Here is a 19367-nt window from a genome sequence, read left to right on the forward strand (position 1 = left end):
CGGGGTTCAGGACCACCGGCGCGCCGCGTGCTGGGCACGAGCGATGCCGGTGGCGAAGCACGTCAGGACGGCCGCGGTCGCGACGGCACACGCGACGGTGGAGCCGAGCGGGAGGTCAGGGCCCGCCACGATGCGCCAGACCACGAGCGGCACCCCGAGCGCGGCGCCGAGGACAGCAGCAGCGAGCAGCCAGGGCTGCGCCGCCTCGTGCCCTGCGCGCCACGCCCCGTCTGAGGCGAGCGTCGCCCTCGTCCTGATCCCGACGAGCCCGTTCGGACCCACCCCGTCCGTCCCACCCAGCCGCGTCATGACGTACTGCAGGAGCGATGCCGCCGCGATCGGCATCATGATGGCCAGCAGCAGAACCTGCACGGCGTCCATGCCCGTCTCCCCCCGAAGATCTGGTGGCACCGACCCTAGCGTCGGTCCCACCCCGCAACGCGCTCACCCGGCCGGCGTCAGCCGCAGCAGCCGTCCGGCACCCTCGTCCTCGAGCACCCAGATCGCGCCGTCGGGGCCCTCCTCGACGGCGCGGATCCGCGCACCCATGTCAAAGACCTCCGCCTCGCCCGCGGTCCGGCCCTCGAGGTCCACGCGGACCAGCGCCTCCCCCGACAGCGCCCCGAGGAACGCGTCGCCCTGCCAGTCGCCGAAGAGGTCGCCGCCGTAGACCATCAGGCTGCCCGGCGAGATGCTCGGGTTCCACGACATCGCGGGGGCGGCGAAACCGTCACCGTCGGCGTGGTCGGGGATGTCGCTGTCGTCGTAGTCGCTCCCGTCGGAGACCTCGGGCCAGCCGTAGTTCGACCCGGCCTCGATCACGTTGAGCTCGTCGCCGCCCTGGGGGCCCATCTCCGAGGACCACAACGTGCCGTCGGGCGCGTGCTCGAGGCCGAGCGGGTTGCGGTGGCCCCAGCTCCAGATCTCGGCGCTGACCCCGCCGCGGTCGGCGAGCGGGTTGCCGGGAGCGGGCGCGCCGTCGGGGGTGAGCCGCACGATCGTGCCGAGCGTGTTGGTGGTGTCCTGGGCGGGGTCGCCGAGCTGGCGGTCGCCCGAGGTGACGAAGAGATGCTCGCCGTCGGGCGAGAAGGCGAGGCGGTGGCTGAAGTGGCCGTCACCGGCGACCTTCGGCGTCTGGCGCCAGATCACCTCGAGGTCGTCGAGCCGCGGTTCCTCCCCGCCGGTCTCGAGCACCGCGCGACCCACGACGGCTCCCGTGCCGCCCTCGCCCGCCTCGACCCAGCTCAGGTAGACCAGCCCGTCCTGCTCGTACGACGGCGCCGGCAGGACGTCACCGAGTCCACCCTGCCCGGCGTCCACCACCTCGGGCACGCCCGCGACCTCCACCCGGTCGCCGGTCCCCGCGTCGCGCAGGTGGAGCGTGCCGCTGCGCTCGGTGATCAGCAGGTCGCCGGTGCCGGGGAGGAACGCCATGGCCCACGGCTCGTCGAGGCGGTCGAGCTCCTCGACGGCGAACGGCCAGCCGTCGTCCCCCTCCTTCGTCGCGGGACCGAGGGACCCCGAGGCCGCGGTGTCCCCGGAGCAGGCGGTGGCCAGCACGGCCAGCAGGCCGGCGAGCGCCGGGGCGAGGGACTTCATGGGTCCATGGTGCGCGGGGGTGGCAAGCGCGGCGTGGCCAGGAGTTGGATGACCTCGGACATGACGCCAGAAATGTGCGACACCGATGTCGAGCCGCGCCGCACCCGTTCGACGTACGTGCGAGAACACACCCACCGCACCACAGGAGGAGCGATCACAATGCCGCGTTTCATGGGATTCGTCAGGATGGAAGAGGGCATCGGGATGCCGCCGCAGTCGCTGTTCGACGCGATGGACGTCTTCATCGGCGAGCGTGCCGCCAACGGCTCGTTCCTCGACGGGGGCGGCCTCTACGGCACCGAGGACGCCGTCAACTTCGTCGTCCGCACGGGCCAGGTCACCCGCGTCGACGGGCCCTACGCCGAGGGCAAGGAGGTGGTCGGCGGCTGGTCGCTGATGCAGTACGACAGCCTCGAGGAGGCCGTGGCCGACCAGCAGCTCTTCGCCGAGCTGCACGCCAAGCACTGGCCCGACGTCACCGTCGTCGCGACGCTGCGCCAGGTGTCCGACGGACCCGAGGCTCCCGGCGACTGACGCCGACCGCACGCCGCCTCACTACGCTGGCGGCGTGCCGGCAGGGACGTACGACGACCCGTCAGGGGTCGTGATCGCCACGTGGCGGGCCGAGTCGGCCCGCCTCGTCGGCGCCCTGGCCCGGATGACGCGCGACGTCGACCTGGCCGAGGACCTCGCGCAGGACGCGCTCGTCGCCGCGCTGGAGCAGTGGCCGGTGTCGGGCGTCCCCGACAACCCGGCGGCCTGGCTGATGACGACCGCCAAGCGCCGCGGCGTCGACCACTTCCGGCGCGCCGACACGCTGCGACGCAAGGTCGCCGAGCTCGAGCACGCCGAGGGCGGGGAGGAGGCACGGGTGCCCGACCTCGACGACCAGGTCGACCACATCGAGGACGACGTCCTGCGGCTGGTCTTCCTCTCCTGCCACCCCGCCCTGAGCCCGGAGTCGCGTGCCGCGCTCACGCTCCGGCTGGTCGGCGGCCTCACCACGGCCGAGATCGCCCGCGGGTTCCTCACCAGCGAGTCCACGATGGCCCAACGCATCTCGCGGGCGAAGAGGACGCTCGCCACCGCGCGGGCCGAGCTCGAGCTGCCGACGGGTGAGGAGCGGACCGCGCGGCTCGACGACGTGATGGCCGTCGTCTACCTGATCTTCAACGAGGGCTACGCCGCCACCGCGGGCGATGACTGGATGCGTCCCGACCTGGCGGCCGAGGCGACCCGGCTGGCCCGCATGCTCGCCGACCTGGCCCCCGACGAACCCGAGGTGCTCGGCCTGCAGGCGCTGCTGGAGCTGCAGGGATCGCGGACCGCGGCCCGCCTCTCCCCCGACGGCACCCCCGTGCTGCTCGAGGCCCAGGACCGCACCCTGTGGGACGAGCTGTCGATCCGGCGCGGCCTCGCGGCCCTCGGCGCCGCCTCCCGTCTCGCCGCAGGCGGCAGGCCCGTCGGGCGCTACTTCCTCCAGGCCTCCATCGCCGCCGAGCACGCTGCCGCGTCCCGCGCCGAGGACACGGACTGGGGTCGCATCGCCTCGTTGTACGACGTCCTGGCGCAGGCCGCGCCCGGCCCCGTCGTCGAGGTGAACCGGGCGGTGGCCCACGGTCGCGCGCACGGTGCGGCAGCGGGGCTCGCGGTGCTCGACGCCGTGTTCCCGTCCGGGCTCGGCGCCTCCCCGTTGCTGCCCAGCGTGCGGGGCGACCTCCTCGAGCGGGCCGGACGTCACGCCGCCGCCGCGTCGTCGTTCGACGAGGCGGCCGCCCTCACCCGCAACGAGGGCGAGCGGCGCGTGCTGCGCCGGCGGGCGGAGGAGAACAAGGCGCTCGGACGGTGAGGCCGTCGGGACTCGGGCTCATGGAGCAGCGCCGGACCCGACCCGTCCCTGGGTGCCGCCGCCTCGTGTCTCATGACGCGGGGCTGCTGAGCGATGGCTGGTACTCCATCGTGACCGGGCTGGCGCTGCTCTTCCTGGCATACGTGCTCGGCGCCGTCTCGTGGGACTTTCGACCCCGCTGCAAAGATCGTGGCCGCTGCCTTCCTGGTCATCGGGTCGTGGCAGCTGACGCGGAGCCTTCGCGCTGAGCTCCGGCGGCGGCCCGGGTGTGCGGACGACCCCGCATAGGCGCTTGCGGACGTGCGCCGATGCCGCGATGGCGAACTGCAGGTCGTGGTCGGCTGGGAGACGGATCTACCTGCCAGCGCTTCCACCACCTTTCGGTGGAACCCTCTCTCCCCTAGGTTTCGCGGGCTCGGAGTAGCTCAAGCACGGCAAGCACCCGTCGATGCTCGTCCGCGCTGGACTCCAGACCCATCTTCGTCATCAGGTGGTCAACGTGACTGTCGACGGTTTTCACTGCCAGGTGCAGGTGCTTGGCGATGCCCGTGTTCGAACGTCCCTCGGCCATGAGGCTGAGCACCTCCTTCTCGCGCGTACTCAACTCATCGAGGCGCGACGTGCTCGCGGACGCCTGGAGCAGCAAAGCCACAACCTCCGGGTCAACGACGGTGCCGCCACGTGCAATCGTGCGGACGGCGTCCACCAGCGTTCCTCCGTCGCGGATCCGGTCCTTCAACAGGTACCCGGTCGCGCCGCCGGCAGACAGCGCCCGAAGCGCGAGGGTCGGACTGGCATACATGGACAGCAGAAGCACACCTGCGGTCACGCCGGCGGCCCGCAGCCCCTCCAGGAGGGCGAGCCCTTCGTCGGTGTGCGTCGGTGGCATCCGAATGTCGAGCACGAGCACGTCGACCGGGTCGTAGGACGCCAGGGCTGCGGACACACCATCAGAGTCATCGAAGGTCGCGAGGACCTCGCAGCCGCCGACCCGGAGCAGCTGGGCGACGCCCTCGCGCACCAGCACGGCGTCATCGGCGAGGAGAACGCGGGGGTGGTCGGCAGTCACGTCGACCCGTTCGGAAAAGTGGCGCTCACCGTCGTGCCACCCGTCGAAGTGACGACGTCAAGGCTGCCGCCCTGCGCGGCGACCCGGTCGATCAGCCCCCGGAGCCCCGAGCCGCGCTTGAAGTCAGCGCCACCTGCCCCGTCGTCGCGCACGGCAACGCGTAGGGGGTCTCCCAGCACCACGCGCACCCACGCCGACGACGCCTGCGCGTGCTTCGCGACGTTGACAAGACACTCAGCCACGACGAAGTAGGCGGTCGCAGCCACCTCAGGGTTCACCTTCCCTCCACCCTCGACATGGAGTCGGGACGGCACAGGGCAGCGCAGGGCCAGGTCCTCGAGCGCATCTGGCAGCGAACCATGAACGAGCGCCGTCGGCGTGATGCCGCGGGCGAGCGCTCTCAGCTCCTCCAGGGCGCGGCCCAGCTCGTCGGACGCGTCCGCGAGCGTCTCCGCCAGCTCTGGATCCCGTGTGGCATCGACCCGGGTGGTCGCAAGGTTGAGCTTGGCGCCCGTAGAGATCAGGAGCTGCTGGGCGCCGTCGTGGAGATCGCGCTCTATTCGGCGTCGAGCATCGTCCGAGGCCCGCACGATCCGCGACCGCGACTCGCGCACCTGCAGCAGGCTCTCTGCGAGCTCGGCTTGAAGCCGTTCGTTCTCGCGCGACAAACGCAGGGCCTCGGCGACCGGTTGGAGGATGCCGGCGTCGCGCACCAAGACGCGTTCGGTCACTACTCGCGCGATGGGTCGCTGCTCCGACTCGACCTCGAGGACGTGCGACTCGAGAGCGTTCGCCACGTCCGCGTCGGACTCGCGACCGAGGTGGTCGACATACGTCTGGGTGCTCGGGTCCCACCAGTAGACCGTCGCCGACGGGTCCCCAACCGCGCGGGCCACCAGTTCCCGCAGCCGACCGGGGGTGCTGCGCTCCCGTGCCGCGAGAAGGAGGTCCGCCACGTGCGCCCGGCTCGGCCGGCGGCGCACCGAGCCAGTCACGTGCACACCGAGCACGGCGACCAGCCCCGCCGCAACGACCGGGTCCGCGGTGAGCGTCGGCGCCCCGGCGAGAAGCGCTCCGTCGGCGAACACCCAACCCCCGATCGCCACCGCCGATCCTGTCACGAGGACGTACTCGTGGACCGCGCGACGACCCGGTCGATGCCACGCACCGACCGCGACCGCGAGGAGCACCATGGCGACAGCCGCCAGGTGTCCGACCGTGAGCCAGGGCTCGATCGCGAGATAGATGTCCGCGTCTCCGGTGACCGCGAGAGGATTGTCCACGCACTGACACCAACCGAACGCGGCCGGATCGAGCGTGGCCGTGCGGATGACCGCAATCAACGACGTGACGGTAGCCGCGGCCAGAATCAGCCGGCGCTCCTCGGCTCCTGGCTCGGCGCCGCGCAGGGTCGACAGGCAGATCCAGCCGACGGCGGGCACCACGAACGACCCGAGAGAACCCAGAGCCACCCAGGACCAGGAGTCCTGGGCCAGGCCCAGCGACAGCGCGGGGGCAGCCAGGCCGAGAGACACCGTCAGCAATGCCCAGACCTTGGTGGGCCGGACACCCGAGGCCAGGAATCCGGCGGCGGCACCGTACGCGAGTCCCGTGACCGGCATCGACAGCAGGTCGCGCAGCTCGAGGTACGGAGCCGCGGCCCGTAGCAGGCTCATCGCGAGCAGGTTGGCGACCAGCGCGGCGGCCGCGAGGGTCAGCGGACCCACCACGCGCAGGCGCGTGTCCGTGATGGTCACCTCCCCATCATGGCGCAGCGACACCGATGCCGCCTCGGGAAGACTCTGAAGGCAACCTGCGTGCATTTCGGACGACAAGGTCGGCGGAACAACCTACGGTCGAGGTCATGCCAGAGTGGCGCCGGACGACCATGACCCTGCTCGGCTGCCTGCTGACCGCGACGCCGTTGCTGGTCGGCTGCGCGGAGTCTGTCGATGGCCCGAGCCTGGTACTGACCGTCGTCACCCCCGACGAGCCCGAGGACCCTAGTGGCCCGGCTGTTCAGTACTTCATCAACGAGGTGCATCGTCTTTCGTCCGGGACCATCCGCATCGACCCGGTCTGGGACCTGACGCCCGAGGGCGTCGAGGATTGGGACCAAGTGGTCGGCGAGTCGGTCGCGGACGGCACCTACGACCTCGGATTGGTCCCCAGCCGGGCATGGGACGTACTGGGCGTCAACAGTCTGCGGGCGTTGAACACGCCGTTCCTGATCTCGAGCGACGCCGCCATGCGCGCCGTCCTTCGGTCCGACCTGCGGGACGAGCTCATGGCGGACCTCCCGGCCGCGGGAGTGGTAGGCCTCGACCTCTGGCCGGGCGACATGCGGAGGCTCTTCGGTTACGAGGAACCGCTGCTCCGCCCCGCGGACCTGGCGGACCAGAAGATCCGCAGCCCGACCTCGAGGACGGTCACCGCATACCTGGAAGCGATGGGCGCACACGTGGTGCAGACCGAGCGATCGCCGCTCAACCAGCGAGGACTTGAGTCAGGATTCGACGGTGCGGGAACCGTGATCCTCGCGACCGGGAACGCGGTGATGTTTCCGAAGGTAGAGAGCCTCGTCGCCAACGGCGACCTGCGCTCGCGTCTGCAACCCGCTCAGTGGCAGATCCTCCTGGATGCGGCTTCGGCAACCCGGAGAGAGCAGTTGCAAAGCTTCCCCGATGACGAGGAGTGGGCGCGCGACTTCTGTGCGCGAGGCGGCGAGATCGTCGCCGCGAGTCCGGCTGACCTTGCGGCCTTCAAGGGGGTGGGTCAGCAGATCCGGGGCGATCTGGAGCAGGACCCCGAGACCGCGCGCCTCATCGACGAGGTCGAGGCGGTCGTGGCTGCGGTCCCCGAGCCGGAGTCGCTCAGCGGCTGCCCCGTCGACGAGTCCGGCTCCGCTGCTCCCGCCGATGACGACACCAAGGCGCTCGACGGGATCTACGTCACCCGGGTGACCCGCCAGGACATGGCCGAGGCCGGAGCGACCGACCCTGACGTCATCCGGGAGAGCACCGGTCGCATCACCTGGACCCTGGAAAACGGCTCGTGGCACCACGTCGTCGAGGCCGACCACTACCTGTCCGACAGCGAGCAGGAGGGTCTCTACACCTACGAAGACCGGTCGGTCACCTTCTTCTGGGGTCCTGACGAGGTCATCACCGGCAAGGTCGAGATCGGTGAGGACGGATCGCTGCGCTTCCGGGACCTGCGCGACAACATCCCCGAGCTGCAGGAGCCGACCGAGGCGTTCTTCGGTCAACCCTGGCGCAAGATCGGCGACCTTTCCGACTAGGGAAATTTCGCACGTGATGACGGGTCGTCGTTCCGATTCGACATCCGCTGCCCGACTCCTACTTTCGCCACATGGACGCAACCTGGCACCGCAAGCTCGGCCTCCTCGTAGCGGTGGCCGCCACCCTGACCGCTTGCTCGACGGATCCCGACGGCTCGTCGACGGACCCGCAGAGCAACCCCTCCTCCGAGGGCCGAGCGACCCCGGCCGTGAAGGCAGCACCTCAGCCGGTCGAGCTCCAGCTCGGCACCGGGGACGCCGAGGATGCGCCGTCCGCGGACCAGATCCGCTGGTTCGCCAAGCGGGTGGAGGAGCTGACCGACGGCACGATCACCATCACGCCGCTCTACCAGGCCGCAGGCTCCACAACAAGGTTCGAGACCGCGATGGCTCGGAAGGTCATTGCCGGTGACTTGGACCTTGCTGTAGTGGCTTCCCGGGCCTGGGACAGCGTCGGCGTTCGCACACTCTCTCCCCTTCAAGCTCCCCTCCTGATCACCAGCGACGAAGCCGTGGCAGAGGTGGTCACCGATCCGATGCAGGATGACCTGCTAGCCGGCCTTCCCGAGGTAGGTGTCGTGGGTCTGGACATGTGGCCGGAGGGGTTGCGTCACCCGTTCGGCTTCGCCTCGCCGCTCAACGAGCCGCGCGACTACGCGGGCGGGCTGATCCGCGCGCCGTACTCCCGGGCCACCAGGGACATGTTCCGCGCGCTGGACGCCATGACCACCGCCGGCTCACCGGACCCCGCCACCCAGCGTGGGGCGGAGTCGCAGTACAGCGCTGCGCCCGCCGGGACAGCGACCGCCAACGTGGTCTTCTTCCCGAAGATCAACGTGCTGGTCGCCAACGCAGAAGCCGAGGAACGTCTCACCGAGGGGCAACGCAGGGCGCTGGGGCAGGCTGCCGACGACACCCGCGACTGGGTGCTGGACACCATGCCGACCGATGACGAGGCGGCCCGCACCTTCTGCGACGAAGGCGGCAAGATCCAGGCGGCCAGCTCGACGCAGTACCGGGCCATGTACAAGGCGACACAACCTGTGCGCGACGCCATGGCGGCCGACGAGGTGCAGGGACCGATCGTCGAGCAGATCACCCGCGCGGTGGCCGACATCAAGCCCGAGGAGTCGCTGACCACCTGCGGCAACTCGACCGACGCCGAGGCTGCAGCCGCCCTCAATGGCGACTACACGTTCATCGTCACCGCGGCGGCTGCCCGAAACGCTGGGGTCGACGACCCTGAGGTGCTCGAGAACGGGGTCGGGAAGTACACCGCACACCTCGAGGACGGCACGTGGACCCTCGACCAGGTCTACACAAAGGGCCCGAACAAGGGGACCCAGGACAGGAGCTTGGGAGACTTCACGGTCAGGGGGGACAACATGGTCTGGTACTGGGGCCACGAGCCGGGACAGAACGTCGAGACGACCTTTGACGTCCTGCCAGACGGCTCTCTCGAGTTCACTGGCGTGAACAGCCACGAAGGCGGCGACTGGGCGCTGATGGCCAAGGTCCACTTCGACCACTGGCAGCGGGTCGGCGGCTGAGGAGCAGACGCGGACCCAGCCTGGGCTGGGCCCGCTGCAAGTCCTCCAGAAGGGTGCCCCTGACGTCCTGATCGGTCGCGTGATGACCGAACTGGCTCAGCGGCCACCCAGGGCGTCGAGCGCGGCCATGTCCTCGTCCCCCAGGACGAAGCCTCCGACGTCGGCGTTGGACCGGATGCGCTCGGGATGCACCGACTTCGGGATCACGACGACCTCGTGCTGGAGGTGCCAGCGGATGATGACCTGCGCGGGCGTGCGGTCGAGCCGCCCGGCGATCGCGACGATCTCGGGGTGGTCGAGCGTGCCGCCGCGCAGGGCGCTGTATCCCTCGACCGCGACGCCACGCTCGCGGTGCTCCCGCAGCGTGGCCGCGTCGAAGAGGAGCGGGCTCCACTCGACCTGGTCGATCGCCGGCCGTACGCCGGTCGCGTCGGTGACCTCGTCGATGAGCGCGGCGTCGAAGTTGCTCACGCCGATCTCGCGGGCGAGCCCCTGCTCGCGGGCCTCCACGAACGCGCGCCACATGTCGACGTTCGTCGACCCCCTTCCCGACCAGTGGATCAGCCAGAGGTCGACGTGGTCCGTGCCCAGCAGGTCGAGGCTCTCGCGCAGCGTGTCGAGCTCGCGGCCGGCGCGGCCGGGCGGGCACTTGGTCGTCACGAAGACGTCCTCGCGCGCGACGCCGCTCTCGGCGAGCGCTCGACCCACCTCGGCCTCGTTGCCGTACACCGTCGCGGTGTCGAGATGCCGGTAGCCGGCCTCCAACGCGGCGGCGGTCGCCCGCACGGCGTCGTCGCCGGTGATCTGCCACGTGCCGAAGCCGAGCAGCGGGATGCTCGTCCCGTTCGTCAGCGTCAGGGTCTGGTCGGGGAGCTGCAGGTCGCGGTCGGTCACCTCCCCGATGCTGTCACCCGGCCCAAGGAACGGGTCTCGAGAGCGGACCGCGACCGCGGCCGCGAGACGCCCTCGAGACGCAGCGGAGTCCTGGACCCCCATGGGCCCAGGACTCCGCCAGTCGGTGTCGGCTCAGGCCTGCTGGCCCAGCGCGAACTGGATGTTGCCGTCCTCGTCCACGCCGCCGTCCAGCACCTTGTCGGCGAGGAGCTCCGAGGCGGGTCCGTCGACGTAGACGGTCGCGCCGTCCTGCTCGATGACCTGGTCATCGGCCTCGGCGTGGCCGGCGGGGCTCACGGACAGGGACTGTCCGTCGGCCTCCGTGGCGATGCGGAGCGCGGAGATCTCAGGCACCTCGTCGGCGAGCTGCTTGACGATGTCGGTCACGTTCTCGGTGAGAGCAAGCACTGGCTCTCCTTCCGTGGGGAGAATGTGTCCCCCTCACCATTGCTCGTACCCGGCGCGCATGCAAACCGGCTGTCCGGGCGTCTCCTCCCCGACCGCGGTCGCGCCCGGCTGACTAGGGTGAGCCCGTCCTCGCCGCCGAAGGAGGCCAACGATGCAGCTGCTCGCCGTGGTCGTCCCGCCACCGGAGGTCGTCCGCGACGTCCTGGAGGCGGCGCACCGGTTGTGCTCGACCCCGGAGGCCGCCACCGACGAGCCGCGTCGCGGGCTCCTGGGCCGCCTCCGGGGGCGGCGGGACGCCGCGCCCCCCGTCGCGGCACCGACCCTGCGCCCCACCACACCCGAGGCCGTGTTCGTGCGGCTGGCCACGTTCGGCAACGTCACGGGCAGCGACGCCGGCACGCTCGCCGACGCCCTGGGCTCGGCGGCCGGCACCTGGCCTGCGCCCGTGCTCCACGTCGGCCGGCTCCGGGTGACCGAGGCCGAGCCCCACGTGGTCACGGCCGACCTCGACGGCGACGTCGACGCGCTGCGCGACATCCACCGCAACGTCAACGAGGTCGCGCGCCAGCAGCGGTTCTTCCTCGACCGGCGCGGCTTCCGCAGCGAGCTCGCCCTCGGCTCGATCGGGGCACCGGAGGGCTCCGACGTCGACGGCGGGCTCGTCGGCCTCACGGGCATCGCCGGGACGGAGGTCCCCCACGACGGCGCGCACTGGTCGCCCGCCCACGTCACCCTGGTCCGCACCTCGTTCGCCGCTGGCGCGACGACGTACGCCGAGGTCGCGCGCATCGCGCTGGCGCACGGGGCCGGCGAGCCGGCGCCGGACCCGAACGGGTGAGACCTGCCGGACGGCGGCCGTTGCCGAGATCGGGGGCTGTCGATCCGTGCTCGTGGCGTCCGTCATGGTGGTGACGACACCCGAGAGGAAGAACCCATGAGCGAGTACGTCCTCCTGTTCCCCGCCGACGATGAGGCCGCGTGGCAGCGCGGCACCGACGCCGACCACCAGGCCACCTACGACGCCGACGCCGAGTTCGCCCGGCTGCTGCGCACGCACGGAGGTGCCATCACCGGGGGTGCGGCGCTGCGCCCCAGCAGCGAGACGCGGACGCTGCGCAGCGGCCCGGAGGGGCCTCTGATCACCGACGGCCCGTACGCCGAGACCGCCGAGCAGATGTCGGGCTTCTACCTCGTCACGTGCGACGACCACGACGCCCTCGTCGAGGCGGCGCAGGTGCTGACCCGCGCCCACCCGGTGGTGGAGATCCGTCCGGTCGAGGCCGACTGAGCGAGCTCGCTACCAGCCGGTGGGCTTCTCCGGGGCGGACAGCCAGATGTCGAAGAACGCGGTGAGGTCCTGGCCCGACGCCTCCTCGAAGACGGCGATGAAGTCGTCGGTGGTCCCGGTCGAGTCGTCGTACCTCCGCAGCCACTCGCGCGTCGCAGCGAAGAACACCTCGTCACCCACCTTGGCGCGCAGCGCGTGGAGCGTCGCGGCCCCCCGGTTGTAGACCTGGGACGCGAAGAGCCCGAGCGGCCCCGGGTCGTCGATCGGCAGGGCCCAGTACGCCGGCGTGCGGGCCGGCGCGTACCAGTTGTCGAAGGCCCGCTGGGCCGTGGTGCCGCCGTTCTCCTCGGCCCACAACCACGCCGCGTAGGTCGCCCAGCCCTCGTTGAGCCAGATGTGACGCCACGCGTGGGGGCTCACCGCGTTGCCGAGCCACTGGTGCGCCAGCTCGTGCGCGACCGTGCCCTGCCCGGCGGAGCCGGAGTACACCGGTCGGGTCTGCGTCTCCAGCGCGTAGCCCACGCTGTCGTTGTCGACGATGGAGCCGAAGGAGGTGAACGGGTAGGCGCCGAACCGGGACTCGAAGAAGTCGATCATGCGCGGCTGCAGCGCCAGGCTGGCGTTCGTCGTGGCCAGCGCGTTGCCGGCGATCTTGCTGTCGACGAAGTCGAGGATCGGCACCCCGCTCGTGGACGTCGCGACCGGACGCTGGACGAAGTCGCCGACCGAGGCGGTGGTGAGGTAGCTGGCCTGCTCGTCGGGGGCCTCCCACGACCAGGTGGTCCGCCCACCAGCCGTCACCGGGTCCCCGGCCGGCAGGCCGTTGGCCACGGCGGTCTTGCCCGCCGGCACCGTGATCTCGAAGCTGTAGGTCGCCTTGTCCGTCGGGTGGTCGTTGACGGGGTACCAGGTCATGGACCCCTCGGGCTCGCTGACGACCATGGCCCCGTCGCGCGTGGTGACCCAGCCGTAGAGGGCACCCTCGACGTCGGTCGGGCGCGTGGTGTCGCCGCCGTAGGTGACGACCACCCGGGCGGACTGACCGGCCTTGAGCTTGGGCCGCGGCTGCACCGTGAGCTCCCAGCGTCGGTCCGCATCGTTCTGCACCTGCCAGTACGCCGCCCCCTCGACCTCCGCCCCGTCCGCGGGCGGCTCGATGCCCGTGGCGCGCTTGCCGTTGACCGTGAGGGACGACACCGACATGCCGCGGAGGTCGAGATTGAACCGGTCGAGGTCCTGGCGCGCGACGAGGTCGATCGTCGCCACACCGTCGAGGTGGCCGCGGACCTGGGCGAGGGGCGTCGGCGGGACCGTCGCTGCCGGCGGCTCGTAGTCGATGTCGAGGTCGTAGTGGGAGACGTCGTAGCCACCGTTGCCCGCGTGGGGGAAGTAGGGGTCGCCGACGCCGTCCGCGCCCGCGGTGAACCGTGGGCCGCCCGGCGCGCGCTCGCCGTGCTCCGCGGGAGCAGCGCCTGCGCCCGACGGAGCCAGGACGGTGGCGACGAGACCCGCCGCGGCGATCATCCGGCTGATCCTGGCGCGAGAACCCATGGCTCGACCCTCCGTGTCCCGGGCGCGGCACCCTGTCCGTGACGGTACGCGCGCGACGTCGCGCGGGGCGTCTCCCAAGTTGAGGAAGTGTCGCCGGCGGGGGAGCCGCCGCGTCAGCGGCCGCTCACGCGCCCGAGGCGGCCGCGAGCTCGCTGATGCGCACACGCAGGCTCGACTCGGCCGCCCGCCAGAGCGTGGCGGAGTGGGCGTGTCGGTGCTGCACGGCAGTGCCGGGACGGGCGCGGTCCCGGCAGGCCTCCTGCTCCTGCGCGCGCTCCGCGAAGGCCTCGGCGGCGCGACTCAGCTCACGGATCACCGTGGCCGTCTCGTCGAGCATCACCGCTGTCATCTCATCAGGATGCACGCGCGGGTGGCCGATTTCGTGCATCCCGCTCGAACATGCCCGATTTGGTGGCAGCGACCGACCCCACGGGAAGATCTCGTGGCAACCACGTGTCGCGACGGACGAAGCACCCAGCCCTCGGGGCGGGGCCGTTGTCGGACCTCGGTGCAAGACTGCGGGGCATGACCGCCCTCGACCGCTTCAGCGCGCCCACGCGCGCGTGGTTCGAGGCGTCCTTCGCCCATCCCACCCCGGCTCAGGAGGGCGCTTGGGACGCCATCGCCGCCGGCCGCAACGCCCTCGTCGTCGCCCCCACCGGCAGCGGCAAGACGCTCAGCGCCTTCCTCCACGCCATCGACCGGCTCCTGAGCACCGAGAGGCCCGACGACAAGTCGACGCGCACGCGCGTGCTCTACATCTCCCCGCTCAAGGCACTCGGCGTCGACGTGGAGCGCAACCTGCGGGCCCCGCTCACCGGCATCCGCAACACCGCCGAGCGGCTCGAGACGACGGTCCCCGACGTCACCGTCGGGCTGCGCTCGGGAGACACGAGCCCCGCCGAGCGACGCAGGCTCGGCACCACACCTCCCGACATCCTCATCACGACGCCCGAGTCGCTGTTCCTCATGCTGACCAGCCAGGCGCGCGAGACCCTCCGGGGCGTCGACACCGTCATCATCGACGAGGTCCACGCGGTCGCCGGCACGAAGCGCGGCGCCCACCTCGGCATCAGCCTCGAGCGCCTCGACCACCTGCTCGATCGACCGGCCCAGCGCATCGGGCTCAGCGCGACCGTCCGCCCCCTCGAGGAGGTCGCCCGCTTCCTCGGTGGCACCCAGCCCGTCGAGGTCGTCGCCCCGCCCAGCACCAAGGAGTGGGACCTGCGCGTGGTCGTGCCCGTCGAGGACATGACCATGCCGGAGCAGTACGACGAGGACTCCGGCGACCCCGGCCGCGCGACGAGCATCTGGCCCCACGTCGAGGAGCACGTCGTCGACCTCGTCGAGCAGCACCGCTCGACCATCGTCTTCGCCAACTCCCGGCGCCTCGCCGAGCGGCTCACCGCCCGGCTCAACGAGATCGCGACCGAGCGGGCGGCCGCCCAGGCCGGCGACGCGGAGACGCCCGGCGGTCCGCCCGCCCAGGTGATGGCCCAGTCGGGACAGAGCAGCGGGGCCGAGGCAGTCATCGCCAAGGCGCACCACGGGTCGGTCTCCAAGGAGCAGCGGGCCGTCATCGAGGACGACCTCAAGCGGGGTCGCCTCCCCTGCGTCGTGGCGACCAGCAGCCTCGAGCTCGGCATCGACATGGGCTCGGTCGACCTGGTCATCCAGATCGAGTCCCCGCCCAGCGTCGCGAGCGCGCTCCAGCGCGTCGGCCGGGCCGGCCACCAGGTGGGAGAGGTGAGCCGCGGGGTGCTGTTCCCCAAGCACCGCGGCGACCTCGCGCAGACGGCCGTGTCGGTCGAGCGGATGCGCTCGGGTGCCATCGAGAAGATGGCGGTCCCGGCCAACCCCCTCGACGTCCTGGCCCAGCAGGTCGTGGCAGCGCTCGCCATGGAGGAGTGGCAGGTCGACGAGCTGTTCTCACTCGTCACCCGGGCCGCCTCCTACACCCAGCTGCCCCGTTCCGCCTTCGACGCGACCCTCGACCTGCTCAGTGGCCGCTACCCGAGCGACGAGTTCGCCGAGCTGCGCCCCCGCATCGTCTGGGACCGCGTCACCGGCCGACTCAGCGGCCGGCCCGGCGCCCAGCGGCTCGCCGTCACCAGCGGCGGCACCATCCCCGACCGCGGCCTCTTCGGGGTCTTCCTCGTCGGCGAGAAGGCGAGCCGCGTGGGCGAGCTCGACGAGGAGATGGTCTACGAGTCCCGCGTCGGCGACATCTTCGCCCTCGGCGCCACCAGCTGGCGGATCGAGGACATCACCCACGATCGGGTGTTGGTGACCCCCGCGCCGGGCATCCCCGGTCGCCTGCCGTTCTGGAAGGGCGACGCCCTCGGGCGCCCCGCCGAGCTCGGGGCGGCCGTCGGTGCGTTCACCCGCGAGCTCGCCGCCAAGCCCGCCGCCAAGGCCATCGACAGCGTCCGCGAGCGCGGCCTCGACATCAACGCCGCGACCAACCTGGTCACCTACCTCGGCGAGCAGCGCGAGGCCACCCAGGTCGTCCCCAACGACACCCAGATCGTGGTCGAGCGGTTCCGCGACGAGCTGGGCGACTGGCGCCTGGTGGTCCACTCCCCCTACGGCACCCCCGTGCACGCGCCGTGGGCACTGGCGATCAACGCCCGCCTGCGGGAGCGCTTCGACGTCGACGGGCAGGCCGTCGCGTCCGACGACGGCATCGTCATCCGCATCCCCGACACCGACGCCGAGCCACCGACGGGCGAGGTCATCGTCTTCGAGGCTGACGAGATCGAACAGCTCGTCACCCAGGAGGTGGGCGGGTCCGCGCTGTTCGCCAGCCGCTTCCGCGAGTGCGCGGCGCGCGCCCTGCTGCTCCCCCGCCGCGACCCGGGACGTCGCAGCCCGCTGTGGCAGCAGCGCCAGCGCAGCGCGCAGCTCCTCGAGGTCGCGTCCCAGTACCCCGCCTTCCCCATCGTGCTCGAGGCCGTCCGCGAGTGCCTGCAGGACGTGTACGACCTGCCGGCGCTGGTCACGCTGCTCGGTCGTGTGCAGCGCCGCGAGGTCACCGTCGTCGACGTCGCCACCACGCAGCCCAGCCCGTTCGCCCGCAGCCTGCTGTTCGGCTACGTCGCCCAGTTCGTCTACGAGGGCGACTCCCCGATCGCCGAGCGGCGCGCCGCGGCGCTGTCTCTCGACCAGGGCCTGTTGGCCGAGCTGCTCGGCCGGGCCGAGCTGCGCGAGCTGCTCGACCCCGAGGTGCTCACCGAGGTCGAGGCCGAGCTGCAGTGGCTCGCGCCGGACCGTCGCGCTCGTGACGCCGAGGCCGTCGCCGACCTGCTCCGCCTGGTGGGCCCGCTCACCGTGCAGGAGATCCGGGATCGCTCGGTCGAGGGCGCCGACGTCGAGGCGTGGCTGGCCACCCTCGACCGCCGGGTCGCCCCGGTGCGGATGGCCGGCGACGACCGGTGGGCGGCGATCGAGGACATCGGCCGGTTGCGCGACGGCCTCGGCGTACCCGTCCCCGTCGGCACCCCCGACGCGTTCCTCCAGCTGCCCGAGGACCCCCTCGGTGACCTCGTCTCCCGCTACGCGCGCAGCCACGGCCCGTTCACGACCGCCGAGGTGGCGTCCCGGCTGGGCCTCGGCGAGGCCGTCGCCCGACAGACCCTGCAGCGGCTCGCGCACCGCGGCCGGGTGCTCGACGGGGAGTTCCGCCCGTCCGGCTCCGGCACCGAGTGGTGCGACGCCGAGGTGCTGCGCAAGCTGCGACGGCGCTCGCTCGCCCGCCTGCGGCAGGAGATCGAGCCCGTCAGCCACGATGCGGTCGCCCGGTTCCTCCCCGCCTGGCAGCGCGTCGGTGGCTCCCTGCGCGGCGTCGACGGCGTGGTCGCCGCCATCGACCAGCTCGCCGGGTGCCCCGTGCCCGCGAGCGCCCTCGAGCCGCTGGTGCTCGCCGCTCGCGTCCGCGACTACGAGCCGTCGATGCTCGACGAGCTCACGGCCTCCGGCGAGGTCATCTGGACCGGCCACGCGCCGCTCCCCGGCAGCGACGGGTGGGTCAGCCTGCACCTCGCCGACCAGGCCCACCTGACCCTGCCCGAGGTCGAGGGCGACGAGCCCGACGGCCTCCAGCGCGCCGTGCTCGACGCGCTCGACCCCGGCGGTGCGTGGTTCTTCCGCCAGCTCGCGGACCGCGTGGGGCCGACGTCCGACGCCGAGCTCAGCAGCGCGCTGTGGGAGCTGGTCTGGAAGGGCCTGGTCACCAACGACACCCTCGCGCCGTTGCGAGCCCTGGTCCGCAGCGGCACCCCCTCCCACCGCACCCGCCGCACGCCGCCGCGGCTCGGGCGCACGACCGGCGGGCGCATGCCCGTGCGCACCGGCCCGCCGGAGACGGCCGGCCGGTGGGCACTCCTGCCCGACCGCGACGACGACCCCACGCGCCGGGCCCACGCCCGCGCCGAGCACCTGCTCGAGCGCCACGGCGTCGTCACCCGCGGCGCCGTGGTGAGCGAGCGGGTCGCGGGCGGTTTCGCCGGGGTCTACAAGGTGCTCAGCGCCTTCGAGGACACCGGCCGCTGCCGGCGCGGCTACTTCATCGAGGGCGTCGGGGCCGCCCAGTTCGGCAGCGCCGGGGCGATCGACCGGCTGCGCACCTTCGCCGAGCCCGACAGCGCCAAGCCCGGCACGAAGCCCTCGGTCGTCGCGCTCGCCGCCACCGACCCCGCCAACGTCTTCGGCGCCGCGCTCCCCTGGCCCGACGCCGGCGATCCCGAGCGCACCGGCCACCGGCCGGGCCGCAAGGCGGGCGCACTGGTGGTCCTGGTCGACGGCGCACTCACCGTCTACGTCGAGCGCGGTGGACGCACGCTCCTCACCTGGAGCGACGACCTCGACGTGCTGACGCCGGCGATGGCGGCGCTCGCCGACGCGGCCCGCCGCGGGGCGCTCGGGCGGCTCACCGTCGAGAAGGCCGACGGCCAGGCGCTGATCGGCAGCGGCGGCGACACGCCCATCCGCCTCGCCCTCACGGCGGCCGGCTTCCTGGCGACGCCCAAGGGGTTGAGGCTGCGTGCCTGAGGGAGACACCGTCTACCGCGCGGCCGCCAAGCTGGACCGCGCCCTCACGGGCCACCGCCTCACCCTCACCGACTTCCGCGTGCCCGCCTTCGCCACCGTCGACCTCCGCGAGGGCACCGTCATCCGCACGCTGTCCCGCGGCAAGCACCTCCTCACCCGGGTCGACCACGAGCGCGCCTGGACCATCCACACGCACCTCAAGATGGAGGGGTCCTGGCACGTCTACCCCGACGGCGAGCGGTGGCGTCGTCCCGACACCCAGGTACGGCTCGTGCTCGGCATCGCGGGGCGCAAGGCCGTCGGCTTCCAGCTCGGCATCGTCGAGCTCGTGCCGCGGGAGCAGGAGGCCGACCTCGTCGCCCACCTCGGGCCCGACCTCCTCGGGCCCGACTGGGACGAGGAGAGGGCGCTCGCCAACCTGCGCAGCGAGCCCGACCGGCCCATCGGGCAGGCGCTGCTCGACCAGCGCAACCTCGCCGGCATCGGCAACATGTACATGACCGAGCTGTGCTTCACCATGGGCGTCCACCCGGCCAGCGCCGTCGCCACCGTCGACCAGCTCCCCCGGCTCGTGCGGCGCGGCAGGCAGATGCTCGAGGTCAACAAGGAGCGCGCGATCCAGACCACCACCGGTGACCTCCGCGAGCGAGAGCGGATGTGGGTCTACCGCCGCGACAAGTCGCCGTGCCGTCGGTGCCGCACGCCGATCGCGGTCACCATGCTCGGTGAGCCCGGGCGCGAGCGCGCGGCCTACTGGTGTCCCAGCTGCCAGCCCCAGCGCTGAGCACCGACCGCACGACCGTCGGGAG

Annotated in this window: 16 protein-coding genes; 8 read left to right on the forward strand and 8 right to left on the reverse strand. The window is 72.1% G+C overall.

Annotated features, from left to right (window positions below; all coding sequences use genetic code 11):
* Nucleotides 1–6: 6 nt before the first annotated feature.
* Nucleotides 7–381 carry an SdpI family protein gene (locus NYO98_RS08285; protein WP_268111116.1) on the reverse strand — a complete coding sequence of 125 codons (375 nt, stop codon included), beginning with the start codon at nucleotides 379–381 and terminating at the stop codon, nucleotides 7–9.
* A 63-nt stretch (nucleotides 382–444) separates the two neighbouring features.
* Nucleotides 445–1599 carry a PQQ-dependent sugar dehydrogenase gene (locus tag NYO98_RS08290; protein ID WP_268111117.1) on the reverse strand — a complete coding sequence of 385 codons (1155 nt, stop codon included), beginning with the start codon at nucleotides 1597–1599 and terminating at the stop codon, nucleotides 445–447.
* A 171-nt stretch (nucleotides 1600–1770) separates the two neighbouring features.
* On the opposite strand from NYO98_RS08290, the gene NYO98_RS08295 reads away from it, so the two are divergent.
* Together NYO98_RS08295 and NYO98_RS08300 are read left to right on the forward strand one after the other, a co-directional pair.
* On the forward strand, nucleotides 1771–2133 hold the full coding sequence (locus NYO98_RS08295) for a YciI family protein (protein ID WP_268111118.1): 363 nt from the start codon (nucleotides 1771–1773) through the stop codon (nucleotides 2131–2133).
* A gap of 34 nt (nucleotides 2134–2167) precedes the next feature.
* Nucleotides 2168–3448, forward strand: coding sequence for an RNA polymerase sigma factor (locus tag NYO98_RS08300; protein WP_268111119.1), 1281 nt, complete (start codon nucleotides 2168–2170; stop codon nucleotides 3446–3448).
* A gap of 400 nt (nucleotides 3449–3848) precedes the next feature.
* On the opposite strand, the gene NYO98_RS08305 is transcribed toward NYO98_RS08300, so the two are convergent.
* Nucleotides 3849–4517, reverse strand: coding sequence for a response regulator transcription factor (locus tag NYO98_RS08305; protein WP_268111120.1), 669 nt, complete (start codon nucleotides 4515–4517; stop codon nucleotides 3849–3851).
* Nucleotides 4514–6274: a sensor histidine kinase gene (locus tag NYO98_RS08310; RefSeq protein ID WP_268111121.1), complete on the reverse strand. Its 1761-nt coding sequence runs from the start codon at nucleotides 6272–6274 to the stop codon at nucleotides 4514–4516. The genes NYO98_RS08305 and NYO98_RS08310 overlap by 4 nt, the downstream gene beginning before the upstream one ends.
* 107 nt (nucleotides 6275–6381) lie before the next feature.
* Between NYO98_RS08310 and NYO98_RS08315 the strand changes: the two genes are divergently transcribed.
* Complete coding sequence (locus NYO98_RS08315; protein WP_268111122.1) at nucleotides 6382–7818, forward strand: TRAP transporter substrate-binding protein; 1437 nt, start codon at nucleotides 6382–6384, stop codon at nucleotides 7816–7818.
* Nucleotides 7819–7889: 71 nt separating this feature from the next.
* Nucleotides 7890–9368, forward strand: a complete 1479-nt coding sequence (locus NYO98_RS08320; RefSeq protein ID WP_268111123.1) for a TRAP transporter substrate-binding protein — start codon at nucleotides 7890–7892, stop codon at nucleotides 9366–9368.
* A 96-nt stretch (nucleotides 9369–9464) separates the two neighbouring features.
* Here the strand turns inward: NYO98_RS08320 and NYO98_RS08325 are convergent, their stop codons facing one another.
* A complete protein-coding gene (locus NYO98_RS08325) occupies nucleotides 9465–10262 on the reverse strand; it encodes an aldo/keto reductase (RefSeq protein WP_268111124.1) in 798 nt (265 codons plus the stop codon).
* 132 nt (nucleotides 10263–10394) lie between these two features.
* Complete coding sequence (locus NYO98_RS08330; protein WP_268111125.1) at nucleotides 10395–10670, reverse strand: Fe-S cluster assembly protein HesB; 276 nt, start codon at nucleotides 10668–10670, stop codon at nucleotides 10395–10397.
* A gap of 151 nt (nucleotides 10671–10821) precedes the next feature.
* Between NYO98_RS08330 and NYO98_RS08335 the strand changes: the two genes are divergently transcribed.
* A complete protein-coding gene (locus NYO98_RS08335) occupies nucleotides 10822–11508 on the forward strand; it encodes a 2'-5' RNA ligase family protein (RefSeq protein ID WP_268111126.1) in 687 nt (228 codons plus the stop codon).
* A 96-nt stretch (nucleotides 11509–11604) separates the two neighbouring features.
* The gene (locus NYO98_RS08340; protein WP_268111127.1) at nucleotides 11605–11958 is read left to right on the forward strand and encodes a YciI family protein; all 354 of its coding nucleotides are present in this window, start codon (nucleotides 11605–11607) and stop codon (nucleotides 11956–11958) included.
* A gap of 9 nt (nucleotides 11959–11967) precedes the next feature.
* Here the strand turns inward: NYO98_RS08340 and NYO98_RS08345 are convergent, their stop codons facing one another.
* Complete coding sequence (locus NYO98_RS08345) at nucleotides 11968–13509, reverse strand: M1 family metallopeptidase (protein ID WP_268111128.1); 1542 nt, start codon at nucleotides 13507–13509, stop codon at nucleotides 11968–11970.
* Nucleotides 13510–13633: 124 nt separating this feature from the next.
* Complete coding sequence (locus NYO98_RS08350; RefSeq protein ID WP_268111129.1) at nucleotides 13634–13858, reverse strand: hypothetical protein; 225 nt, start codon at nucleotides 13856–13858, stop codon at nucleotides 13634–13636.
* A 176-nt stretch (nucleotides 13859–14034) separates the two neighbouring features.
* On the opposite strand from NYO98_RS08350, the gene NYO98_RS08355 reads away from it, so the two are divergent.
* Nucleotides 14035–18558, forward strand: a complete 4524-nt coding sequence (locus NYO98_RS08355) for an ATP-dependent helicase (protein ID WP_268111130.1) — start codon at nucleotides 14035–14037, stop codon at nucleotides 18556–18558.
* Nucleotides 18551–19342: a DNA-formamidopyrimidine glycosylase family protein gene (locus tag NYO98_RS08360; protein WP_268111131.1), complete on the forward strand. Its 792-nt coding sequence runs from the start codon at nucleotides 18551–18553 to the stop codon at nucleotides 19340–19342. The genes NYO98_RS08355 and NYO98_RS08360 overlap by 8 nt, the downstream gene beginning before the upstream one ends.
* Nucleotides 19343–19367: the final 25 nt, after the last annotated feature.

This window comes from Nocardioides pini (assembly GCF_026712185.1).
GTDB classification, from domain to species: Bacteria; Actinomycetota; Actinomycetes; order Propionibacteriales; family Nocardioidaceae; genus Nocardioides; species Nocardioides pini.